Origin of the sequence: Cohnella luojiensis (genome assembly GCF_004564235.1) — a bacterium.
Classification (GTDB): domain Bacteria; phylum Bacillota; class Bacilli; order Paenibacillales; family Paenibacillaceae; genus Cohnella; species Cohnella luojiensis.
This window is the reverse complement of sequence record NZ_SOMN01000037.1, coordinates 32,910-52,724: the sequence shown is the minus strand read 5'-3', so window position 1 is coordinate 52,724 and position 19,815 is coordinate 32,910. Positions and strand designations below refer to the sequence as shown.

Genomic DNA, 19,815 nt, shown 5'->3' with positions numbered 1-19,815 from the left:
CCGTAGACGAGATAAGAACTGCAGTAAAAGGCTTTACTGACGAAATAAGCAAAAGTCCGATGAAAATTATTGATCGACTTTGCATTAAGATATAGATATAACGGCTTCTTTATTGCCGTCTATATAGAATATAAATATAATGAATTTACTTATTGAGCCTATGAATCAGGCTGTCGTCCAGTATTCAACCGACGGCAGCTTGTTCCTTTTTCAGACTTATGCAGCACATGCCGAATCCGATGAACTTTCTAATGGAATCGAGAAGCATAACAAGAAAATTCGATTGTTCTATCCGTTCACACCGAACTTTTAGAACGTCAGAACAACGGGATCTGATGACGGGTTATAGTTAACGCATCCGCGAAGTCGGCAAAGGATATACCGTCATCGGGACGAATTATACGTATAATACCCGCAATTAACTCGTTCATCGGGAGAACTTGACCCGTTACGAGGAATACGACTATACGTATGACGACCAAGGTAGTCTGCTTACCGACAGCCGCAGCAAATTCGAATGGAATGCGCTCGGACAACTAACGAAAGTGACATTGGATGAAGAGGACGTAACTGATCAAAGAGAATGGGTAGGTTTAAGGTCATGGTATATATTTTAGAACATTATACAGCATTAAAAGAAGACACAAGCCTTTTCAAACCATTATTGAGTTTGATGAAAAGTTGTAAAAGTAATATTCTCAGAAACAATTAAGAAAGGATTGATTGAATGAAATTAATAAAAACAAAAAAAATTAAATCGTTAATTAAATTGTTATTGATAGCCATCATTTCATTTAGTGTGTTATTAGGGGTTGGTATTTTTTTACTAGGGACTTTTCTGGTGCCTGTTTGGGAGTACAAAGTAAGAGATTTTGATACCTATAAAAGCGATTTCCAGACTATAGCGAACTTGGCTTATCGTGAGTATAGCAAAGGTCAAATGAAGGACTCTTATATAATTGTAAACTCTTATATAATTGTAAATGAGAATCCTGATGAAACAGTCAATTTAAGATATGAAAATGTCAACACTGAAAAGTTCGTTGAAGTAACGATGAGCCAAAAAGAGCAAGAATCTCTTTTGAAAATTGTGGAAAAAGCTTTTCGTCATGGCGATATGGCATATTTATCCTTAATTAGAGTTAGAAAAAATGAGGTAGCTTTTGAAATAGAAAATGGCCGATATTCATTGGTCTATACAACAGATGGGAAAAAACCTAAATTTGCAAATTCTCCACATACCTTTAAGTTAAAGACGATATCATATCACTGGTATCATGCATGGCCCGTAGAAGATTAAAGAAGAGTTTGGAAAACGTCGACTTTTGTTAAGTGTGCAAAATAAAGTTGTAGAGAGTATCTGTTAGTCCAGTTATCAAAACATAGTGTACTGTTTGATTTAAAAATAATAACGAATAGAAAGAAACTAAAAGAATCTGCATTGACTCGGGAGAGATCAGGTTTGATGAAAGTCAAATTAGTCTAAAGGACAGTGCAATGCTATTGATATCCCAGAAATGAGCCGTATTAGTATAGACGGTATTGAAGATTTAGACGATTGGTAAGTTTGATCTGAATACGAGTATGTAGATTTAGTTTTACAATTAATAATGAGTCCGCTATGCTCTGAGGATACTTCTGAAGGGGAGACTTCCATCATGGCCAGATAGAGCATGCATTTTCAGTAAAGCTTCATCCGTTGGGAATGCAAGTCCAGCAAAATGTACGTACAAGCGCCCACAATCATAAAGGAGGGAAGTCATTGAATTCGGATAGTATCAAATTTCGTCGCGGATATCTTGATAGTATCCATTTTCGCGATGAACTCTCAGGTTATTTATTGCATAAAGGACATTCTATTGTGGATGAAAAATGGATTCGCTCGAATTTGAAAGACCTACATATTGAATTTAATATTAATAGCCTAGTATTAGCCACAATTATTTCCATTAGGACGTATGATAATTATAATTTGTCTATTCAATCAGATGCTTTTATGGCTGCAATTCGGGAGAATATAACGGACTTGGAATTTGATCTTTACATTCAAAAAGTCGGGGAATGCATACTATACATCATTGGAATTCTTGAAAAAAGCGGGGCTTTTATAAATAAAAGCTTCTATGGAAATTATGTGCGAAAAGATTATACAACTTATGTAAAACTGGGTTCGGCGGACGATGTTATTGCTCTAAAAGATGATATCAAAACCATAATTAAAGCCTCGGAGTGTCAGGACAACAGCGAGCATGAATTTGAAATAGCCTTATACGGAACCGCGGGTAAGAATTTGGCTGTTCTATTGGATTCGATGAAGATAGCAACGTACAGTTCTGAAGGATGTTGTTATGTTTTGAACTTTATTGATTCTAATCATGATAGCAATCAGGATTTCTTGGATAATTTTTCTAGATATCTAATTAAACTTGGATTCATTTTAAATATGAACATTAAGGAAAGTGGAATGTAATGTCGGTTAAAAACAGCGATCATCTAATCGGAATCAAGGGTTGGCTATTAGTGTATCTTGTCATCTCCATCATTAGTATATTCTTAAATCTGTGGGGCTTGTACACTAGCTACTATATATTAAACGAATTTAACATCGTTCATTATAAATTAGTTTACGAGATTGTCGATTACCTATTGGTGTTGGTACTGACTACTCTTTCTATCATTTTCATCTGCTTAAAAAAATCATACACGCCAATGTTTATAGTCATTGCGGAGTCATTTTACTTAGGGGCATCAACCCTTTATTTTGTAGATTCGCGAAAAGGCTTAGTGGATTGGATCGAGTTAATCGTTGGGTTCGTTTTAGGAATGATATGGATCGTTTATTTTATTAAATCCAAAAGAATTTGGAATACATTCAAGGGAGCAGAGCCCAAAGAAGGAGGTTAATTGCACTAAACGGTCAATAGCGATTAGCGATGCGAAACATCTTACTTGAAGTCAAATAAGTATCTTGGAAGCAAAAAGTGTTTTAACAACAATGAAAACGTAGATATGCCAAATAGACCCATAAGCGCCTATGGAAGCACGTTTATGGGTCTATGAATTTCCCTCCGTTAAGGCTTCGGTTCTACGACTTCTTCCTTCGTGTCGGCGACGAGATCCTTGGCCGACGATTTGAATTCATGCAGGGTGCGCCCGACGGCCCTGCCCAGCTCCGGCAGCTTGGATGGTCCGAAGAGAATGAGCACAACGACGAGAATCATGAGAAGTCCGGGAAAACCGATGCTTTGCAGCATAAGATCAGCTCCGTTTGTATAGGATGGTTTTTGCTCTTTCCTAATGCTATTTACTCTTCGGATAAGCAGCGAACGCTTCGATCTCGATCAGCCAATCGGAGTTGACGAGGCTCGAGACGCCGACGGTAGAACGGGCCGGCTTCGTCGGGTTGTCCTTCGTGTTGAAGTACTTCGCATAAGCGCCGAACCAGCCTTGGTAGTCCGGCTTCCCGCCGAGCGCCGCATCCGGCGCGACGTATACGCGCAGGTAAGTGACGTCTTTTAGCGACAGTCCTTGTTCCTTCAACTGCGCCTCTATACCTTTCAAAATACCTTCCCCTTGCGTCTGTGTATTGCCGTATTTTTCATAGATCGTCTTGCCGTCCCTGTTGAGGACCGGCGGCACGGTTCCGCTCGTCCAGAACGACGCCACGTCCTTCGGGATAGCGACTGCGCTGGAGATCGAAGACGTCTCCGTCCCGAAGTAAGTCACCTTGTGAACGGGTTTATAAGTGGCGGCATACACGCTTGCTCCCACGAAGCACGACAGCAACGACGCGCCGATTATCACTTTTGCCTTATTGCCTATCTTCATACGGAATCCCCCTCGACCGATAAGTTGATAATGTTAGGATTGCATGACCCGCTGGTGGATCGCCGTCACGACCTCGCGCGCCGATTCGATCGCGCCTGCCTGCCAAGCCGTAATGTAGCTCATATGCTCTCCGGCGAGGTACACGTTGCGGTCCGGTTTGCAGAGCGTCGGGTAAATCGTCTGCCGTTGGTCGCCGGTATAAGATACCCAGCCTCCGAGATTGTACTTGATCTTCTTCCAATCGACGGAGAACGACGCTTCGAATTCCTTATAATATTGCGGATGGATCTTGGCGCCTTGCGTCAGCGCATGAGCTTCCCGCTGCTGGTAAGTCATGGCCCCCAGCTTATCCGCATTTGCGCCGAAGTTGTAGTAACCGAGCAGAAGCCCTTTCTTGTCGTTATACCGGGTCGGAGGATAATAGATCGACGAGATGTCCATGTTCGTAAGCGAGTTCCCGCCGTAGATCTGTTCGTCCTCCTCCCAGAACCGGCGCTTGAACTGCAGGCCGATCTTGCCCGCCGAGGCGTAGCCGACGCTGTCGATGGCGCTCTTCATCTCCGGGGAAAAGTCGGCTTTGATCGACTTCAGCACGGTCAGCGGAATCGTGCAGATGCAGAAGTCGCCCATCGCCTGCTTCATCTTGCCCGTCACGAGGTCCTTGTACTCGACGGTGACGCTATTGTTCGATTGTTTGATCTCCGTTACCTCGGCATTAAACTGGATCTTGCCCTTCAGCCGGCTCTCGAACGCGTTCGAGACGGCATCCATGCCGCCGATCGGATGGAACATCATCATCTGCTGATCGTAGCTGTACTCGCTGCTCAAGAAGTTCCCGAAGCCGGAATTGATGATCGCCTTCATGCTGAACGGATCGCGAAGGACCCCGGCATCGAGACCGGAACCCGGCTCGTCTTTGTAACCGCCCCTGGAAGTCCCCTTGTAGAACAGATCCTTATCGAGACCCCCTTCCGCGCGCAGATATTCAACAAGCTTCTCCTTCTCCTCCGGCGTGAGCGGCAAATCCAGCGCCTGAAGATTGACGGCCTTCGCCATCATCTCGCTGACGTAGCCGCGAACGTCGGCTTTGGCCGCGCGCTTGCGTATCTTCTGGCTAGACAGCTCTCCGACGTTCTCGTTGTAGTAATAGGCGTGATCGTTTACGTTGTTGAACGGCTCGATCGGGACGCCGAATTTCCTGATGTATTCCATGGTGACGTGGAACTGCGGAATTCGCATGGGGCCAGCGTTGAAATACATGCCGTTGTCGAATCGCGCGATCTGTTTCGTCCCGCCGACCTCCGTATTCGCCGTTCCTTTGCGCACCGACCAAACACGGCCTCCCGAGCGCGTTCTCGCTTCCAGGATCGTGCAATCGTACCCGGCGAGGCCTAGCTCGTAGGCGGCTGTCATCCCGGCGACGCCCGCTCCCAGAATGACGACCTTCTTGCCGTTGCGGTTCGAATGCTTCAGGTCGTTCATGCCTGGCGGCTCGTATTCCGCCGCCTTCAGCGTCTCCGGCGAAAGCAGCCCCAGCGTTCCCATTACGCTGAAGACCGCGGCGCCTCCGCCGATTTTGCCCACCGTCGTCAGGAATTGCCTTCTCGTGATTTCGTTTGGAGCTTCTTTCGTTTCCATCCCCGTCACTCCCATCTGCCATGAAGGTAGTCTTCGCACCGACAATGTAGCATGGGTTTTACCGACGTATCTATTTTTGAGTGAGAAACCCTTACATCACCGTTTTTTATCATAATAGTACATAGCGATAAAAATAGAGAATGTGCGTCCCTAGACCCGGGAATTCCGTGGAATTACTTTACATCCTTGTTATTTATATGGTGCTAGACGACCATTGTCATTTGCATCCGCAATTGATAGAATCTCGTCCAAAGCCTATTCGTGTTACTTTATGTGACATGAATGTCGCAATGGTTTGCAAGCCAATTCCACGAGGTAAGGGAGGCGTCATGATGAACGATAAGGTCATTAGCATCGGCACCGTGCGCGAATTGACCGGACTCACCGAGCGGCAAATTCGTTATTACGAGGAGAAGCAATTGATTTTCCCCCGTCGATCTAGGGGAGGCGCACGAAAGTTTTCGTTCGAGGATGTCGAAAAATTGAAAGTGATCCATTTGAAAATGAAAGACGGATTTCGTACTTATGATCTACGCAGATCGGCCGCAAGCTTGCTTAAGTTTGATTCCGGAAGGAGCTGACGGAGAATGGGCCAACCTTTCAAGATGCCCGTCTTGAGTCACGTAAGCGAGCTGCGCAAGCGTCTGATCGCGGTGGCGATCGTCTTCGCTATCAGCATGATCGGAGGCATGTTCTTTGCGCCGCGTCTCTTGAACTATATGAAAAGCGTCCCTCCCGCCTCCGGCATGACGTGGAACGTGTTCTCTCCCTGGGACGGCATTCAGATGTACATGACCGTTTCCGCCGCGCTCGCCATGGTCGTGACGCTCCCTTTCGCCATGCAACAGCTGTGGTCCTTCGTGAAAATAGGGCTGAGCGTACAAGAGCAAGCCGCCACCCTCCGCTATATTCCCTTTAGCCTCGGCTGCATGATCGTCGGCCTTGCGTTCGGCTATTATGTCGTGTTCCCGATGAGCTTCTCCTTCGTCTCTTCCGTCGCCGAACGGATGAATCTCGTCGAAACTTACGGCGTGAGCCATTACTTTAGATCCATGTTCAATATCGTGATCCCGGTCGCCATCGCGTTCGAGCTCCCTATCGTCGTCATGTTCCTGACCAGCATCGGCTTATTGACGCCGCAGAAACTCAACAAGATGCGCCGCGTCGCCTACTTGGTGCTGGTGATCATATCCACCGCGATTACGCCGCCCGACTTCCTATCGGCATTCATCGTGCTGATTCCTCTGGTCATCCTGTACGAGGGCAGCGTATGGCTTTCCCGCATTGTGTTTCGCAGGCGAGAAGAGCGCATGTCGCTCTCGAATATACAGGCGAAAGCGAGTTAGCGGTTGATGAATTTCCGTTCCTGACTTACACTGATGGAGATATAACTTCTCCCGTTTATCTGAGACGTATGGAGGGATACAATGAATCAATCCAGGGACACGATCACCATTACGGAACGTCTCGGAGCTCACAATTATCATCCGCTGCCGATCGTCATTGCCAAGGCGGAAGGCGTGTGGGTCGAGGATCAACAAGGTCAACGGTATATGGATATGCTGAGCGGCTACTCCGCGCTCAATCAGGGACACAGGCATCCGCGAATTATTGAAGCTTTAAAGCGTCAGGCCGATCTCGTTACGTTAACTTCTCGAGCCTTTTATAATGAACCGTTGGCAGAACTGATGGAGCTGGTAACGGAATTGACCGGCAAAAACACGATGCTGCCGATGAACACGGGAGTGGAGGCGGTCGAGACGGCCGTTAAGGCGGCTCGCCGTTGGGGATACCGGGTGAAAGGGATTCCCGATAACCAGGTGGAAATTATCGTGTGCGAGGGCAATTTTCACGGACGGACGCTCGCCGCCACTTCGTTCTCCTCGGAGCCCGCATACCGCGAGCATTTCGGTCCGTTCCTGCCCGGCTTCAAGATCATTCCGTACGGGGATGTGGAAGCGCTTGAGAGGGCGATCTCGCCGAACACGGCCGCGTTTCTGGTCGAGCCCATTCAAGGGGAAGCTGGAATCGTTATTCCGCCGGACGGTTATTTACGAGGAGCGGCGGCGTTATGCCGGGAGCGGGAAGTATTGCTCATGGCGGACGAGATCCAGACAGGTTTCGGCCGCACCGGCAAGCGGTTCGCGTGCGATTGGGAGGATGTCGTTCCCGACGTATATATCATGGGCAAAGCGCTCGGAGGAGGCGTGCTCCCGGTATCGGCCGTCGCGGCGGACAGCGGCATTCTCGGAGTATTCGAGCCGGGTTCGCACGGCTCGACCTTCGGCGGCAATCCGCTTGCCAGCGCGGTCGCGGTCGCGGCGTTGCGGGTGACGGAGGAGGAGCGTCTCGCGGAGAGATCCTTGTCGCTCGGAGCGGATCTACTTGCGAAGCTGAGACGGATTCGCCACCCGGGCATCGTCGAGGTCCGAGGCAAGGGCTTGTTTATCGCGATCGAGACAACGGGGCCTGCACGTCCCTATTGCGAGATGCTGAAGCAAGCCGGGCTGCTATGCAAGGAGACGCACGAGAAGGTCATCCGTCTCGCGCCGCCGCTTGTCATCTCGGAGGCCGATTTGCACTGGGCGGCGGAACGCATCCAGCATGTTTTCGCATCTATGCTTAAACCTTAATCCTTCTCGTCCTTTCCCTCCGATTCGTATCGGATTGGAATTGTTTCTCTTCTGTGATAAGTTAATAAGAAGAGTCACTTCGGAAAGGATATTACCGAACATGTTCAATTTTGAACAGCTGAGTATCGACTCGTCTTTTGTTTTGGTCGAGAAAGATGTCTCCCTGGCACAAGCGCGGGCGTTGTTGCAACAAAACCGTTTTGTTATTTTTATAGATAAGCTTGCGTATGCCGTTGCCGACAGCGAATCCATGTTATTGGAACTGTCGGATCCAAAGATGTCGCTGCGGGAATGGATTAAAAGCGCGAAATTTCCTGATTCGCCCGTCTGTCCGTTATCTCGGCTTATGGAACTGGAACTAACTTCTGACAGGCCTGTACTGATAGGAGAAGATCCGTCGGATATTCGGGGCGTGGCAACGTCTCGTGCGATCATAGAATGCTTGATTCATGAAAAAAGACGTTTAACCTCTTACTTTACCGCATTGGTCGAGACGGTCAATGACGCCGTCACGGCAGTCGACCAAGAAGGACGGGTTATTTATTGGAATGAGGCTGCCGAACAGGTTTATGGGATCCGCAAGGAAACGATCATCGGCAGGAAAGTCGCCGAGCATTTCGACCAAGAGTCGATTATGCTGCAACGGATATTGGATGAGGGGCGCCCCGTCCGGCAAATTTATCATCAACCGACTCCCGATACCCATGTGCTGATCAGCGCATCTCCTATTATGGATAACGGTACAATCATTGGCGGGATCGCCACGGAACAGGACATCACTCGAATTGTCCGTTTAAACGAAGAGCTTTACTCCGCCGTACCCTCAAAGATAGAACAAGACAGGTCTTTTGCCGCCATTATCGGTTCAGGCCCTGTCTTTAAGCGCGTTTTGGAGCTTGCGCAAAAATTTACCCGTATCCATGCGCCAGTCCTTCTGACAGGCGAGGCGGGATCGGGCAAAGAAACGCTGGCGCAAGCGATTCATCACGGAGCAGGACGAAAAGACGCTTCATTTTACACGATTCATTGCGGAGCGCTTCCGGGAGGACTTCTGGAAACCGAGTTGTTCGGATACCAGGGAGGGGCGTTTACCAGTCAAGAGGACCAAGGAAACTCGGGAAAGCTCGAGCTGGCGGCGGGAGGTACTCTACTGCTGAAAGATATCGACAAGATGCCGCCCCATATTCAGTTGAAGCTGTTGCAATTTATTAAAAGCGGCTCTTTCAAACGTATCGGCGGAGGGGAATCCGTTCGAGCGGATACGCGAATCATCGCTGCGACATCCGCCTCGCTGCAATCCCAGATGGAGGACGGTCACTTCTTGGAAGAGTTGTACTATAAATTAGAAGTGATGAGGATTGAAATGCCGCCCCTCCGCGAGCGAACGGAAGATATTCCCGAGCTTGTGCAGGCGTTCATACGAGAATTTTCATGGCAGTACAATAAACATGTTCCTAAGCTCGATAGGGATGTCATGACCGCGCTGATGAATTATGATTGGCCCGGAAATATAGGGGAACTGCGTAATGTCGTCGAACGAATCGTCGTGCTCGGCGATGGCGGCGCCATATCCGTAGAACATCTTCCCCAAGGTTTGATTTCGGAGCTTCAGCAAGTTGGCGGCAAGATGGAAGAGGAAGATATGATCTTGAAAGCGCGACTGACCGATCAGGAAGAGAATGCAATTATTTACGAAGCGTTGCGCAAAGTTTACGGAAATAAAAGCGCCGCCGCCAAACTTCTCGGTATCTCCAGAGGAACGCTTTATAATAAAATAAAAGAAAACGGAATCAAGCTTTAAAGGTATGCTCCTTATACTCCGTTGGGCTGCAGCCTGCGTACTCCTTGAATACTTTGGAGAAATAGTGCTGGTCGCTGAACGATAACGCGTCCGACACCTCTTTAATCTTCATATCCGGCTTGGCTTCCATGAGCCTGCAAGCCTCTTTGATTTTCAATTGCATATAGTAGTGCACGAATGTACTTTGCGAATATCTTTTAATGATTCGGCTGATATAAGAAGGGCTCACGTGGAACTTGAGCGCCAAATCGGTTATGGACACGTGCGAATACATATTCATCTGTACGAATCCGTCGATTTGTTGGAACAATTCGTATCCGCTCTTTCTATTCTGGGCTTGCAGCATCTCGAAGCATTGTTCGGCCCAGTCCAGCAGCCCTTTGCAGAAGTCGGCATAGCTGTCATTCTCGATCAACAGCTTTGATTTCTCCGCCAGCTTCAGCTTGTTCCAAGGATCCTGCTCCGACAATAAGGTGCTGAACGTATCGGTCATTACCGATATGAACCTTACCAGCTCGGCAATTCGGATGTTCCCGCTTTGCCACTTCATCAACTGCTCGGAAAGCTTCAACGCGAAGCGTTCCTTCTGACGCTGGCGAATCATCTCCGCGAAGCTCCCCGCAAGCTTTTCCATGTCGCCATTTCCCGGCATACCTAGAGAAATTTGATCGCCGGCGTCCAGAAGCAGCGGGCTTGCGATGGATAGCTGCTCGTTCAGCAGCCGGGACACTTTCCGGTAATACTCCGTCAGCTTGCCCGGCTCTACAGGCTGAAGCTGACCGCCAATAGATGCGTGAACGCCGTGAGCAAGCAAATGCCGTCGGGTTGAATCCATGCAATCAAAGGCTGAAGGATACTTTTCCTTAATTGAAATGTTAACCAGGACGAGAAACTGCTGCGGCGTATGCGTCGGGAAAACCCAACAGGCATGCGGCGCGTAAGCTTTGGTTAAGCATTCTTGCAGAAATTCCTGCCTCCATGAGTCCGATCCCGGAGTGAACGGCTGCTTGCGGAGTACGAGCGGAATCTTGGCCTGATCGTGAAAGTCGGGCCCCAGCCTCATCTCCGTGCGGAAATAGGCATCGAGAATGTCCTGGAACATTTCGGTATCGCTGACCTGCCGCTCGTTTAATTGGACAATGATTCGTTCCATTACCTCGAGAAGCTGATGACGCTCGACAGGCTTGAGCAAGTAATCGAAAACCTGCAAATTCAGAGCTTTGCGCGTATACTCGAAATCGTTATAACCGCTGATGAGAACGACCTTTAATTGCGGATATATGCGTTTGGCCTGCTCGATGAGAGCAAGGCCATCCATCTTCGGCATCCGAATGTCGGTCAGCAAGATATCCACCGGCTGCTGCCGGATATATTCGAGCGCTTCTTCGCCGTTGGATGCCGTAGCCGCGACGCGGATCGGCAAATCCGTCGATTGAAGGAGCGCTTTAATGTTGCGCAGGATCGGCTTGCTGTCTTCGGCGATCAATGCGGTAAACATGGCTTTCCCCTCCCTCGATCAGTAGAAGTCCTTCGTCAACGATGCGATAATCTGTACCGTGGCGCCTTCGCCTTCGTTGTATACATTAAAGAACAGACGGTTTTTGTACATCAGCTTGAGCCGGTTTACGGTGTTGACTATGCCCATGTTGCCAATGCCTGAAGTGTACGTATGAAGCTCTTGCGCTCCTGATTCGGATTCATCAATATTGGCCAATATCTCCTTGATTTTATCCGTTTCGAACCCGTTTCCGTTATCGCTGATTTCAATGGCCCATACTCCGTTGAATAGCTTAACCCGAATCTGAATGCGCCAAGGAGGGGCGGTATTCTTAAAAGCATGCTCGATGCAGTTTTCCACGAACGGCTGAATGACCAGTCGAGGCAAATGAATAAGTCCGACGTTTTCGTCCGCCTCGATCTCCCACTCCAAATCGTCCTCGTATTTTTGTTGAACCAACGATAAATAATGTCTCGCGTGCTCCAATTCATCGGCCATCGTAACGTGCTGGTAAGGAGATGACACGATATAGCGCAGACTGTCCGACAAATGCTTGCACATGTCCGACACCACATCGTTCTTGCCTTCCTGTGCGGCAATGCTGATAAGATAAAGCACATTATGAATAAAATGGGGAGCAATCTGCGCCTGCAGTGCCGAGTTTCTGGCCATCACTTCTTCGTGCAGCGCCAATTTTTCTCTCTCGATGGACTGCTGCAGCCGTTCGAGAAGCTCCTGGAAAGCTACGTTAAGCATAATCAGTTCGTTATTGTGCGAGCGGCGGCTGTCTACCTTAACATTCATGTTGCTATAATTGACGCGCAAAATTTGACTGCGGAGCTTGCGAATCGGCAGGAGCAAATTTTTGGCGGAAAAATAAATGTAAAAGAACGAGAATAGCATCAATGACGTAATAAGCAAAATGGATATATATTTGACCGAATTGACGGGCCCGAGCACGGACTTCTTAGGCGTCACAAGGTAGGTTGTCCATCCCGTGTTGGCTGACTGATAATAGGCGATATAATTTTGAGAGCTATCCATGTATATCCCGCTGCTCACGGTAGGTTTTACGAGGTTGGGAACCGTTTCTTCCACTGCCGCATTTCGCGAGCTCGAGATCACCTGGCCCTCTTGATCGAGTATGATGACGTCTCCGACCGCTACGCCGTTCGCCGGTATTTGCAGATAAGCTTGATCCAATTGTATCGATAAATAGCCGAATACCTCCCCGTTCTGGTTCATGATCGCGCGAATAAACGACACGATACCCGTCTGCTGGCGAGTTAAAATATAACTGCTCTTGCTCCACTGTCCCGCAGTCGAGCTATCTTCCAGAAAGGGCTTGAGAGAAGGCGGATTGGTATCGTAACCGATAAACGAGGCGATTGCCTTACCTTGAAGGTCGTAAATAATCATATCCCGGATGTTCATGCTCGGACCGAGAGCCTGAAACATGATCGTCTTGAGCTTTCGGCTTCGGGTCAGTCCCTCAATGGTAGGAGTCGAGCGGAATTCATCCGATAAAGAAGTGAAAATCTCCTTGTTGGATAGAATACGTTGCGAAAGCTGATTCTGGTTGTTGATATAGATGTCTACCTGGTCGCTCACTTTGGCGGCCGTCATCAGCTTCTCGTTCTCGGTCCTCTCTTTAAGGGGTTTGATAACCAGCCAGTTGACGTAAATCAAAAAACAGCCGAGCACGATCAAGAGCAGGATAACGAACGTCAGAAAAAACTTCGTTTGAAGGCTGGCTTGATAGTTGCCGTTGTTGAGTTTTCCGTTCGAGGTAGCCAACTGTATCCTCCTTGTACTCTTTAATGCTCCTACTGTACCACTCGGATCTCTTTATGGACAAGCTTAATTGGGTTCAGAATATTACACAAGAATAGTAAATGGCAAACATGTACCCGGCGGGGGAGAGCGTCTATAATCGAACCTGTAACCGCATTCAAGCTGATGAACATAAATTTATACACGGGGGGATTAGATTTGAATTACGCAATGAAAAGGATTGCAATTGGCATGATTGCCGGGTTGATGTCGGTTTCGCTGGCCGCTTGCGGCTCTGGAAACTCCAATTCCGAAAGTTCCGCAAGCAACGGCGGCAGCAATAACGGCAACAAAGGCGAGAAAGTCACGATTGAATTGGCCATCTCCAAAAGCTCGCAGGATTCGGCTTTCGTCGCACAGGATCTTCTGGATGAATTCGAAGAAAAAACAAATATCCATGTCAATCTTCAACTGCTTCCCGCCGAACAAACGTCGACCGTTCTTCAAACGAAGCTGGCGGTGGACGAGACGCCCGATATTATCCAGTACAATCTGGCCAGCGCTACAACCGACCTTAATCTGGAACGGAACTTTGAAATTCTCGACAACGAGCCGTGGGTAAGTCGTCTCCTGAACAAGGATGTCCTTTCCGCTTATGGACATGTGTACAGCTTCCATGTGAGCCAGGATACAGGGATGCAGGGCGTTGTCTACAACAAGGATATGTTCAAGGAACTGGGCCTGTCGATTCCGCAAAATTTCGAAGAGTTCCTGGCTGTATGCGAGAAGATCAAGGCAAGTGGAATCACGCCGGTCTTTATGCCGTTCAAGGATAACTGGGCTGCTAACATCTGGCCGGCAGCCGCATTCGCCGATTATGCGGCGAAGAACGAACCTGCGCTGTTTGATGACCTGAACGCGAATCGTAAAAAATGGACCGATATTCCGGAATTCGAAACGTTCCTTCAACAGCAGTACGATGTGTACAAGAAGGGCTACACGAACACGGATATTCTTAGCGACAGCTACGATATGGCCGTAGGCAAATTCCTGAACAAGGAAGTCGCCATGATGTTCATGGGCGATTGGCTCATCGAGAATGTGGCCGAGAAAGATCCGAACATTCACTTGGGGCTATTCGCAATCCCTTCGTCTGAAGGAGCCAGCCTTGGCGCGAGCCCGCTAGGAGGTCAGCTGTTTATACCCAAGAAGGCTAAGCATATGGCCGAAGCCAAGAAGTTCCTGGATTATATAGCCACGAAGGAAGTGGCGCAGAAGATCGTTGACCAAAGAAAATACGTATCCATCTTCAGCGATGTTACGACACCGGAGCTTCCGGAGTATAAGCAGGATATCGTCGACCAATACATCACTCCGAAGAAAACGGTGCTGACAACGGATGCTTACATGTTAGTTGACCGAAGCGAGCTGTATAGAAGCTTGCAGGATCAGTTTGCAGGCGGCAAAACGCCTGAGGAAGTGTTGGCGGATTGGAACGACAAGTTCAGCCAACTGATGAAGGATAAGGGCGTTTCCGGTTTCTAATCGACTGAACATCAGGCAGAATAAAGCCCAGGCAGAATAAAGCCCTTCGGGCTTTATTCTGCCCAAAGCTGTAATGGAGCGTGAAAAGATGAAGATTTCAAAAAGCTTGTACTCGTACTATTTGATCTGGCCGGCGCTGATCATCTATTCCGCGTTTTTTGTTCTTCCGGCAATCGTTGGCTTATTTTATTCCTTTACGGACTGGCGGCTCGACCGGGAAGTCATTCAATTCATCGGTTGGGACAACTTTAATCGGATATTTACGGATAAAACGCTTATTCTGGCGATTAAGAATACGTTTATTTTCGCGATTATCACGGTAATCGGCAAGAACGTGCTGGGTATAGCGCTGGCCGTCGGCTTAAATATGCGGCTGAAGACCAGAAATCTGCTGAGGGTTATTTTTTACTCGCCCTCCATATTAAGCGTCTTGGTCATCAGCATTGTGTTTACCCCGATGCTGCGTTCGGAAGGCACCATTAATAAACTGTTCGAAGCGGTAGGACTGGGTTCGTTAAGTCAGGCTTGGCTGACCGATCCCTCGATCGTGATTTGGACGGTGGCCGCCGTTTCCATCTGGCAGCACACCGGGTTTCAAATGGCGATTTATTTGGCCGGTCTTCAGTCCATCTCCAAGGAATATTACGAGGCGGCTACCATCGACGGGGCGGGAGCGTGGAAGAGCTTCCTTAAGATCACGCTGCCGCTCCTGCTGCCTGCCATAAACATCAATCTGATGCTGACGCTCATCGGCGGATTAAAGGTGTTCTCGGAAGTATTCGTTCTGACGGGCGGAGGGCCGGGCAATGCTTCCCAAGTCGTTGGGACCATCATTCTTCGGGCATTCGGAGAAGGAAGCTGGGGATTGGGCACAGCCATCAATACGCTGCTTTTTGTCGTTGTTACCATTATTTCAATTCCGCTGCTTATTTTCATGCGGCGTAAGGAGGTCACGGAATAATGGGCTTCTCGCGTAAACTCGCGTTGCGCAACTACTTGGTCGAGGGCTTGTTGATCCTTGCCTCGCTCACGATAATTCTTCCCTTATTAATGATGATTTTCGGTTCCTTCATGACGAGTTCCGAGGTGCTTCGCTTCTCCCTAAGGCTTCCCGAGAAATGGCTGTTTTCGAACTACACCCAAGTGTTCAAGGAGGGGGGTCTCGGAAGGGCATTTCTGAACGGCCTATTGATTACCGGCGTTTCTTCCATCGTTAATATCATCACCTCTTCGGCGGCTTCTTTTATCCTGGTGCGAAGAGAGACGAAATTGTCTAGCGTGCTGTATCTCTTTTTCTTTATGGGGCTTATCGCTCCCATGTCAACGATTACGACGATTCGGGTCGTTCAATGGATGGGCTTCTACGGCAGCGTTACAAGCGTTATTTTCATTTATGCCGCATTAAATACCGCTTTCAGCGTTTTCTTGTACAGCGGTTTTATTAAAGCGATTCCGAGAGCTTTGGATGAGGTTGCCTTTCTGGAAGGGGCCAATATGTTCGATGTGTTTTTCCGGATCATAACTCCGCTGATCGTTCCCGTTAACGCCACGGTGGCCATCATGGTATTTATGTCCGTCTGGAACGATATTACGATTCCGCTTTACTTTCTGACCGACAGCTCGACCTGGACGATGCCGCTTTCGGTTTACAATTTCTACGGGAAATACAGCCGGGACTGGAACTTGATTTTCGCCGATCTTGTTCTCACCTCTCTGCCAGTGCTTATTCTTTATTTATTCGCCCAGAAATATATCGTCAGCGGGCTTACGGCCGGCGCAGTCAAAGGCTGACCGCTGTCCACGGGGCTGTCCCAAAAGGATAGAACCGAAAGACAATCCCGAAATATGAACAATAAAACCTCCAAATCCACTATCAAAGTGGGTATGGAGGTTTTACTTTGGCTAGTGCCCCCGACTAACCGAATACCCGCGCCAGGAACGCTTATTTCGCCAAAAGTGCCTCCGAACAACCAAATAACCACGCCAGGAACGCTTATTATGCCAAAAGTACCTCTGACCAACCAAATACCCGCGCCAGGAACGCTTATTTCGCCAAAAGTGTCCCCGACCAACCAAATACCCGCGCCAGGAACGCTTATTTCGCCGAATGTGCCCCCGACCAACCAAATACCCGCGCCAGAAACGCTTATTTCGCCGAATGTGCCCCCGACCAACCAAATACCCGCGCCAGGAACGCTTATTTCGCCGCAAGTGCATCCGACCAACCAAATACCCGCGCCAGGAACGCTTATTTCGCCAATAGTGCATCCGACTGTTTCTTTTGGCGGTTTAAACCGCTCCCAGCCGCCGCTCAACGAATTTCCGATAGGCTTTTCCTCGTATACTGCTTGAACTGCCGGCTGAAGAAGTAGAAGTCCCGGTAGCCCAGCGCGCCAGAGAGCTTGTTGAATTTTATCATCAAATACATATACAACGATTGAACGTTAGTGTACAATTGAGATACATAAGTGTTCAATATTGTACAAGTTGTTAAAAGTGAGGTGAGTGCGGTTGGAAACGTTAATGAGAAATGCGTTTCAATTTCTCGGAAAGAACCGCGTGGTTAACGGGTGGGCCCGGAAATACGGTTTGAAATTCGGCGCGAGCCGCTTTGTCGCGGGAGAATCGCTTGATAAAGCGATCGGTGCCGTGCATAAGTTGAATAAAGAGGGTAAGCTTGCGACTTTGGATCATTTGGGAGAATTTGTCGGAAGCGAGGAGGAAGCGATTCTTTCAGCCCAGATGTGTATCCAGACTTTGCAGGCAATCGCTAAATCGGGCGTGGATTCCAATTTGTCTTTGAAAATGACGTCGCTCGGGCTGGATATCAGCAAGGACCTTTGTATGCGGAATATGCGGAGTATATTGGATTGTGCCCGAACGCACGGCAATTTCGTTCGCATCGACATGGAGGATTTCTCGCATTGCCAAATTTCATTGGATATTTTCCATGAGCTTCGCAAGGACTACGACAACGTCGGTCTCGTCATTCAGGCTTATCTGTACCGCAGCGAAGAGGATATTCGGAATTTGAGCGAAATCGGGGCCAACCTTCGATTGGTTAAAGGGGCTTACAAGGAGTCTCCGAAAGTGGCGTTTCCCGAGAAGAAGCAGGTGGACGATAATTTCCGAAACATCATTAAGCAGCATCTGATGAACGGCCATTATTCCGCGATCGCCAGCCATGATCCCACTGTCATTGCGGATATGAAGTCTTTTATCAAGGGAAAAGGGATTACGGGCGACCGATATGAGTTTCAAATGCTTTACGGGATTTCGGAAGATTTGCAGAAGCAGCTGGTTCAAGAAGGGTATCGCGTCCGAATCTATGTCCCTTACGGCATGGATTGGTTCGGTTATTTCATGCGGCGACTGGCCGAACGGCCGGCTAACGTCTGGTTTGTCCTAAAAAATTTGTTTAAGTAATCTATAAAACAGGAGCGTGGAGAACATGACAAACAGCAGGATGGCTTCTTTCGCCAACGAAGCGTTTACCGATTTCACATTAGAGGAAAATCAACGTGCAATGAAGGCTGCCCTCATCAAAGTCAGGGGAGAGCTGGGCGGCGATTATCCGCTTTTCATCGGCGGCGAAAAGGTGATGACGGCAGAAAGAACCGTGTCGATAAATCCGGGCAATAAGGATGAAATCATCGGTTACGTAAGCAAAGCTTCGGTGGAATTGGTCGAGCGTGCTATGAATTCTGCTCTTACGGCGTTCGAAAGCTGGAAAAAGACGCCTGCCATCGAACGTGCGCAATACCTTTTTGACGCAGCGGATTTGATGCGCCTGAGAAAACACGAATTTTCGGCATTAATGGTGCTGGAAGCCGGTAAGAACTATGCGGAAGCCGATGCCGATACGGCAGAGGCCATAGATTTTCTTGATTTTTACGCTAGAGAAATGATCAGATTAAGCGAAACCAATACCATTCGGCCCTTAACGAAGCTCGCCGGTGAAACGAACGAAATAACCTATATTCCTCTAGGTGTCGGTGCCATTATCCCCCCATGGAATTTTCCGTTGGCTATCCTTGCCGGCATGACATCGGCGGCGATCGTCTGCGGCAACACCGTTCTGCTGAAGCCGGCAAGCCCGACAGCCGTTATCGCGCACAAGTTCGTTGCTTTAATGGAAGAAGTCGGGGTACCGGCAGGCGTCATCAATTTCGTGCCGGGCAGCGGGGCGGAAGTGGGCGATTATATGACTTCCCATCCGAAAACGCGGTTCATTAATTTTACGGGTTCCAAAGAAGTCGGCTTGCGAATTAATAGAATTGCTTCCGAGACGGCAAAAGGTCAAATATGGATCAAGCGCGTCGTAGCCGAATTGGGAGGGAAAGACGGCATCGTCGTGGACGAAACGGCGGATCTGGATCAAGCGGCTTCGGCCATCGTCGCCTCTGCTTTCGGCTTCCAGGGGCAGAAATGCTCTGCAGGTTCGCGCGCCGTTGTCGTCAAATCGGTCTATGAAGAGGTTTTGAATAAAGTAGCTGATTTGACTAGAAAGCTGCAAATCGGGCTTCCTGAAGACAATTATCAAGCAGGGCCGGTAATCGACCGCAATTCCTATGATAAGATTTTGGAATATATTGAAATCGGCAAACGGGAAGGGCGCTTGGTCGTCGGCGGAGAAAAGGCGGAAGGGAACGGATTTTACATTCAACCGACCGTTTTCGCGGACGTCAAATCCGATGCGCGAATCATGCAGGAGGAAATATTCGGTCCCGTTCTGGCGATTGCCGCGGCGGAAGATTGGAAAGAAGCGATCGACATGTATAACGATACGGAATTCGGTTTGACGGGCGCTTTCTTCTCCCGCGTGGAGGATCGGATTTCCTATGCGCTTGAAGAAATGCACTGCGGGAATTTATATATCAATCGCAAATGCACGGGCGCTTTGGTAGGCGTTCATCCGTTCGGCGGGTTTAACATGTCCGGAACGGATTCCAAGGCGGGCGGGTATGACTATTTGCTTCAATTCACCCAGGCCAAACTGACATCCAGAAAAAACGAAGCGTAATTTCATCGACTCCCGAAAGACAGGCGAATTATGGCCTGTCTTTTCTCCAAAATTGCCATAAAAATCATTTGTGGGA

The 19,815-nt window shown here is 48.6% G+C and carries 20 protein-coding genes; 14 read left to right on the top strand and 6 right to left on the bottom strand.

Features of this window, described 5'->3' with window-relative positions; translation table 11 throughout:
• Nucleotides 1–139: 139 nt before the first annotated feature.
• From E2980_RS24365 to E2980_RS25195, 5 genes are all read left to right on the top strand, one after another.
• A complete protein-coding gene (locus tag E2980_RS24365; protein WP_167747198.1) occupies nt 140–313 on the top strand; it encodes a hypothetical protein in 174 nt (57 codons plus the stop codon).
• A 127-nt stretch (nt 314–440) separates the two neighbouring features.
• Nucleotides 441–617, top strand: coding sequence for a hypothetical protein (locus E2980_RS24360; RefSeq protein ID WP_167747197.1), 177 nt, complete (start codon nt 441–443; stop codon nt 615–617).
• A gap of 110 nt (nt 618–727) precedes the next feature.
• Complete coding sequence (locus E2980_RS20110; protein WP_135154018.1) at nt 728–1,300, top strand: hypothetical protein; 573 nt, start codon at nt 728–730, stop codon at nt 1,298–1,300.
• A gap of 462 nt (nt 1,301–1,762) precedes the next feature.
• On the top strand, nt 1,763–2,470 hold the full coding sequence (locus tag E2980_RS20105) for a hypothetical protein (protein WP_135154017.1): 708 nt from the start codon (nt 1,763–1,765) through the stop codon (nt 2,468–2,470).
• A complete protein-coding gene (locus tag E2980_RS25195; RefSeq protein ID WP_135154016.1) occupies nt 2,470–2,904 on the top strand; it encodes a DUF2569 family protein in 435 nt (144 codons plus the stop codon). Before E2980_RS20105 ends, E2980_RS25195 begins: the two co-directional genes overlap by 1 nt.
• A gap of 167 nt (nt 2,905–3,071) precedes the next feature.
• On the opposite strand, the gene E2980_RS20095 is transcribed toward E2980_RS25195, so the two are convergent.
• The 3 genes from E2980_RS20095 to E2980_RS20085 are packed head-to-tail and all read right to left on the bottom strand — an operon-like array spanning nt 3,072 to nt 5,466.
• Complete coding sequence (locus E2980_RS20095) at nt 3,072–3,254, bottom strand: twin-arginine translocase TatA/TatE family subunit (protein ID WP_135154015.1); 183 nt, start codon at nt 3,252–3,254, stop codon at nt 3,072–3,074.
• Between the two features lie 46 nt (nt 3,255–3,300).
• The gene (locus E2980_RS20090) at nt 3,301–3,828 is read right to left on the bottom strand and encodes a RidA family protein (protein ID WP_135154014.1); all 528 of its coding nucleotides are present in this window, start codon (nt 3,826–3,828) and stop codon (nt 3,301–3,303) included.
• A gap of 33 nt (nt 3,829–3,861) precedes the next feature.
• On the bottom strand, nt 3,862–5,466 hold the full coding sequence (locus tag E2980_RS20085) for a flavin monoamine oxidase family protein (RefSeq protein ID WP_135154013.1): 1,605 nt from the start codon (nt 5,464–5,466) through the stop codon (nt 3,862–3,864).
• A 332-nt stretch (nt 5,467–5,798) separates the two neighbouring features.
• Here E2980_RS20085 and E2980_RS20080 point away from each other — a divergent pair, with 332 nt between their 5' ends.
• The 4 genes from E2980_RS20080 to E2980_RS20065 all read left to right on the top strand — a co-directional run bounded on the left by E2980_RS20080 (nt 5,799) and on the right by E2980_RS20065 (nt 9,900).
• The gene (locus E2980_RS20080) at nt 5,799–6,047 is read left to right on the top strand and encodes a MerR family transcriptional regulator (protein ID WP_135154012.1); all 249 of its coding nucleotides are present in this window, start codon (nt 5,799–5,801) and stop codon (nt 6,045–6,047) included.
• Between the two features lie 6 nt (nt 6,048–6,053).
• Nucleotides 6,054–6,812 (top strand): twin-arginine translocase subunit TatC, encoded by a 759-nt coding sequence (gene tatC / locus E2980_RS20075; protein ID WP_135154011.1) that lies wholly within the window; start codon nt 6,054–6,056, stop codon nt 6,810–6,812.
• Nucleotides 6,813–6,893: 81 nt separating this feature from the next.
• On the top strand, nt 6,894–8,099 hold the full coding sequence (locus tag E2980_RS20070; protein WP_135154010.1) for an ornithine--oxo-acid transaminase: 1,206 nt from the start codon (nt 6,894–6,896) through the stop codon (nt 8,097–8,099).
• Between the two features lie 100 nt (nt 8,100–8,199).
• Nucleotides 8,200–9,900 carry a sigma-54 interaction domain-containing protein gene (locus E2980_RS20065; protein WP_135154009.1) on the top strand — a complete coding sequence of 567 codons (1,701 nt, stop codon included), beginning with the start codon at nt 8,200–8,202 and terminating at the stop codon, nt 9,898–9,900.
• Here the strand turns inward: E2980_RS20065 and E2980_RS20060 are convergent.
• Together E2980_RS20060 and E2980_RS20055 are read right to left on the bottom strand one after the other, a co-directional pair.
• On the bottom strand, nt 9,890–11,398 hold the full coding sequence (locus E2980_RS20060) for a response regulator transcription factor (protein WP_135154008.1): 1,509 nt from the start codon (nt 11,396–11,398) through the stop codon (nt 9,890–9,892). The two genes, E2980_RS20065 and E2980_RS20060, sit on opposite strands and share 11 nt — an antisense overlap.
• 18 nt (nt 11,399–11,416) lie before the next feature.
• Complete coding sequence (locus tag E2980_RS20055) at nt 11,417–13,195, bottom strand: cache domain-containing sensor histidine kinase (RefSeq protein WP_135154007.1); 1,779 nt, start codon at nt 13,193–13,195, stop codon at nt 11,417–11,419.
• Nucleotides 13,196–13,390: 195 nt separating this feature from the next.
• On the opposite strand from E2980_RS20055, the gene E2980_RS20050 reads away from it, so the two are divergent.
• The 3 genes from E2980_RS20050 to E2980_RS20040 all read left to right on the top strand — a co-directional run bounded on the left by E2980_RS20050 (nt 13,391) and on the right by E2980_RS20040 (nt 16,507).
• Nucleotides 13,391–14,716: an ABC transporter substrate-binding protein gene (locus tag E2980_RS20050; protein WP_240703115.1), complete on the top strand. Its 1,326-nt coding sequence runs from the start codon at nt 13,391–13,393 to the stop codon at nt 14,714–14,716.
• An 88-nt stretch (nt 14,717–14,804) separates the two neighbouring features.
• Nucleotides 14,805–15,677, top strand: a complete 873-nt coding sequence (locus E2980_RS20045; protein WP_135154005.1) for a carbohydrate ABC transporter permease — start codon at nt 14,805–14,807, stop codon at nt 15,675–15,677.
• Nucleotides 15,677–16,507 carry a carbohydrate ABC transporter permease gene (locus E2980_RS20040; RefSeq protein WP_135154004.1) on the top strand — a complete coding sequence of 277 codons (831 nt, stop codon included), beginning with the start codon at nt 15,677–15,679 and terminating at the stop codon, nt 16,505–16,507. Before E2980_RS20045 ends, E2980_RS20040 begins: the two co-directional genes overlap by 1 nt.
• Here the strand turns inward: E2980_RS20040 and E2980_RS20035 are convergent.
• Complete coding sequence (locus E2980_RS20035) at nt 16,447–17,031, bottom strand: hypothetical protein (protein WP_135154003.1); 585 nt, start codon at nt 17,029–17,031, stop codon at nt 16,447–16,449. The two genes, E2980_RS20040 and E2980_RS20035, sit on opposite strands and share 61 nt — an antisense overlap.
• A gap of 196 nt (nt 17,032–17,227) precedes the next feature.
• On the opposite strand from E2980_RS20035, the gene E2980_RS20025 reads away from it, so the two are divergent.
• Both E2980_RS20025 and pruA read left to right on the top strand, forming a co-directional pair.
• Complete coding sequence (locus E2980_RS20025; RefSeq protein WP_135154002.1) at nt 17,228–18,142, top strand: proline dehydrogenase family protein; 915 nt, start codon at nt 17,228–17,230, stop codon at nt 18,140–18,142.
• A gap of 25 nt (nt 18,143–18,167) precedes the next feature.
• On the top strand, nt 18,168–19,739 hold the full coding sequence (gene pruA, locus E2980_RS20020) for an L-glutamate gamma-semialdehyde dehydrogenase (protein WP_135154001.1): 1,572 nt from the start codon (nt 18,168–18,170) through the stop codon (nt 19,737–19,739).
• Nucleotides 19,740–19,815: the final 76 nt, after the last annotated feature.

Coding starts and splice junctions, on each gene's coding strand:
- tatC (WP_135154011.1), top strand. CDS start 6,054: ATGGGCCAACCTTTCAAGATGCCCGTCTTGAGTCACGTAAGCGAGCTG.
- E2980_RS24365 (WP_167747198.1), top strand. CDS start 140: ATGAATTTACTTATTGAGCCTATGAATCAGGCTGTCGTCCAGTATTCA.
- E2980_RS20085 (WP_135154013.1), bottom strand. CDS start 5,466: ATGGAAACGAAAGAAGCTCCAAACGAAATCACGAGAAGGCAATTCCTG.
- E2980_RS20065 (WP_135154009.1), top strand. CDS start 8,200: ATGTTCAATTTTGAACAGCTGAGTATCGACTCGTCTTTTGTTTTGGTC.
- E2980_RS20080 (WP_135154012.1), top strand. CDS start 5,799: ATGAACGATAAGGTCATTAGCATCGGCACCGTGCGCGAATTGACCGGA.
- E2980_RS20090 (WP_135154014.1), bottom strand. CDS start 3,828: ATGAAGATAGGCAATAAGGCAAAAGTGATAATCGGCGCGTCGTTGCTG.
- E2980_RS20040 (WP_135154004.1), top strand. CDS start 15,677: ATGGGCTTCTCGCGTAAACTCGCGTTGCGCAACTACTTGGTCGAGGGC.
- E2980_RS20095 (WP_135154015.1), bottom strand. CDS start 3,254: ATGCTGCAAAGCATCGGTTTTCCCGGACTTCTCATGATTCTCGTCGTT.
- E2980_RS20070 (WP_135154010.1), top strand. CDS start 6,894: ATGAATCAATCCAGGGACACGATCACCATTACGGAACGTCTCGGAGCT.
- E2980_RS20060 (WP_135154008.1), bottom strand. CDS start 11,398: ATGTTTACCGCATTGATCGCCGAAGACAGCAAGCCGATCCTGCGCAAC.
- E2980_RS20045 (WP_135154005.1), top strand. CDS start 14,805: ATGAAGATTTCAAAAAGCTTGTACTCGTACTATTTGATCTGGCCGGCG.
- E2980_RS25195 (WP_135154016.1), top strand. CDS start 2,470: ATGTCGGTTAAAAACAGCGATCATCTAATCGGAATCAAGGGTTGGCTA.
- pruA (WP_135154001.1), top strand. CDS start 18,168: ATGACAAACAGCAGGATGGCTTCTTTCGCCAACGAAGCGTTTACCGAT.
- E2980_RS20110 (WP_135154018.1), top strand. CDS start 728: ATGAAATTAATAAAAACAAAAAAAATTAAATCGTTAATTAAATTGTTA.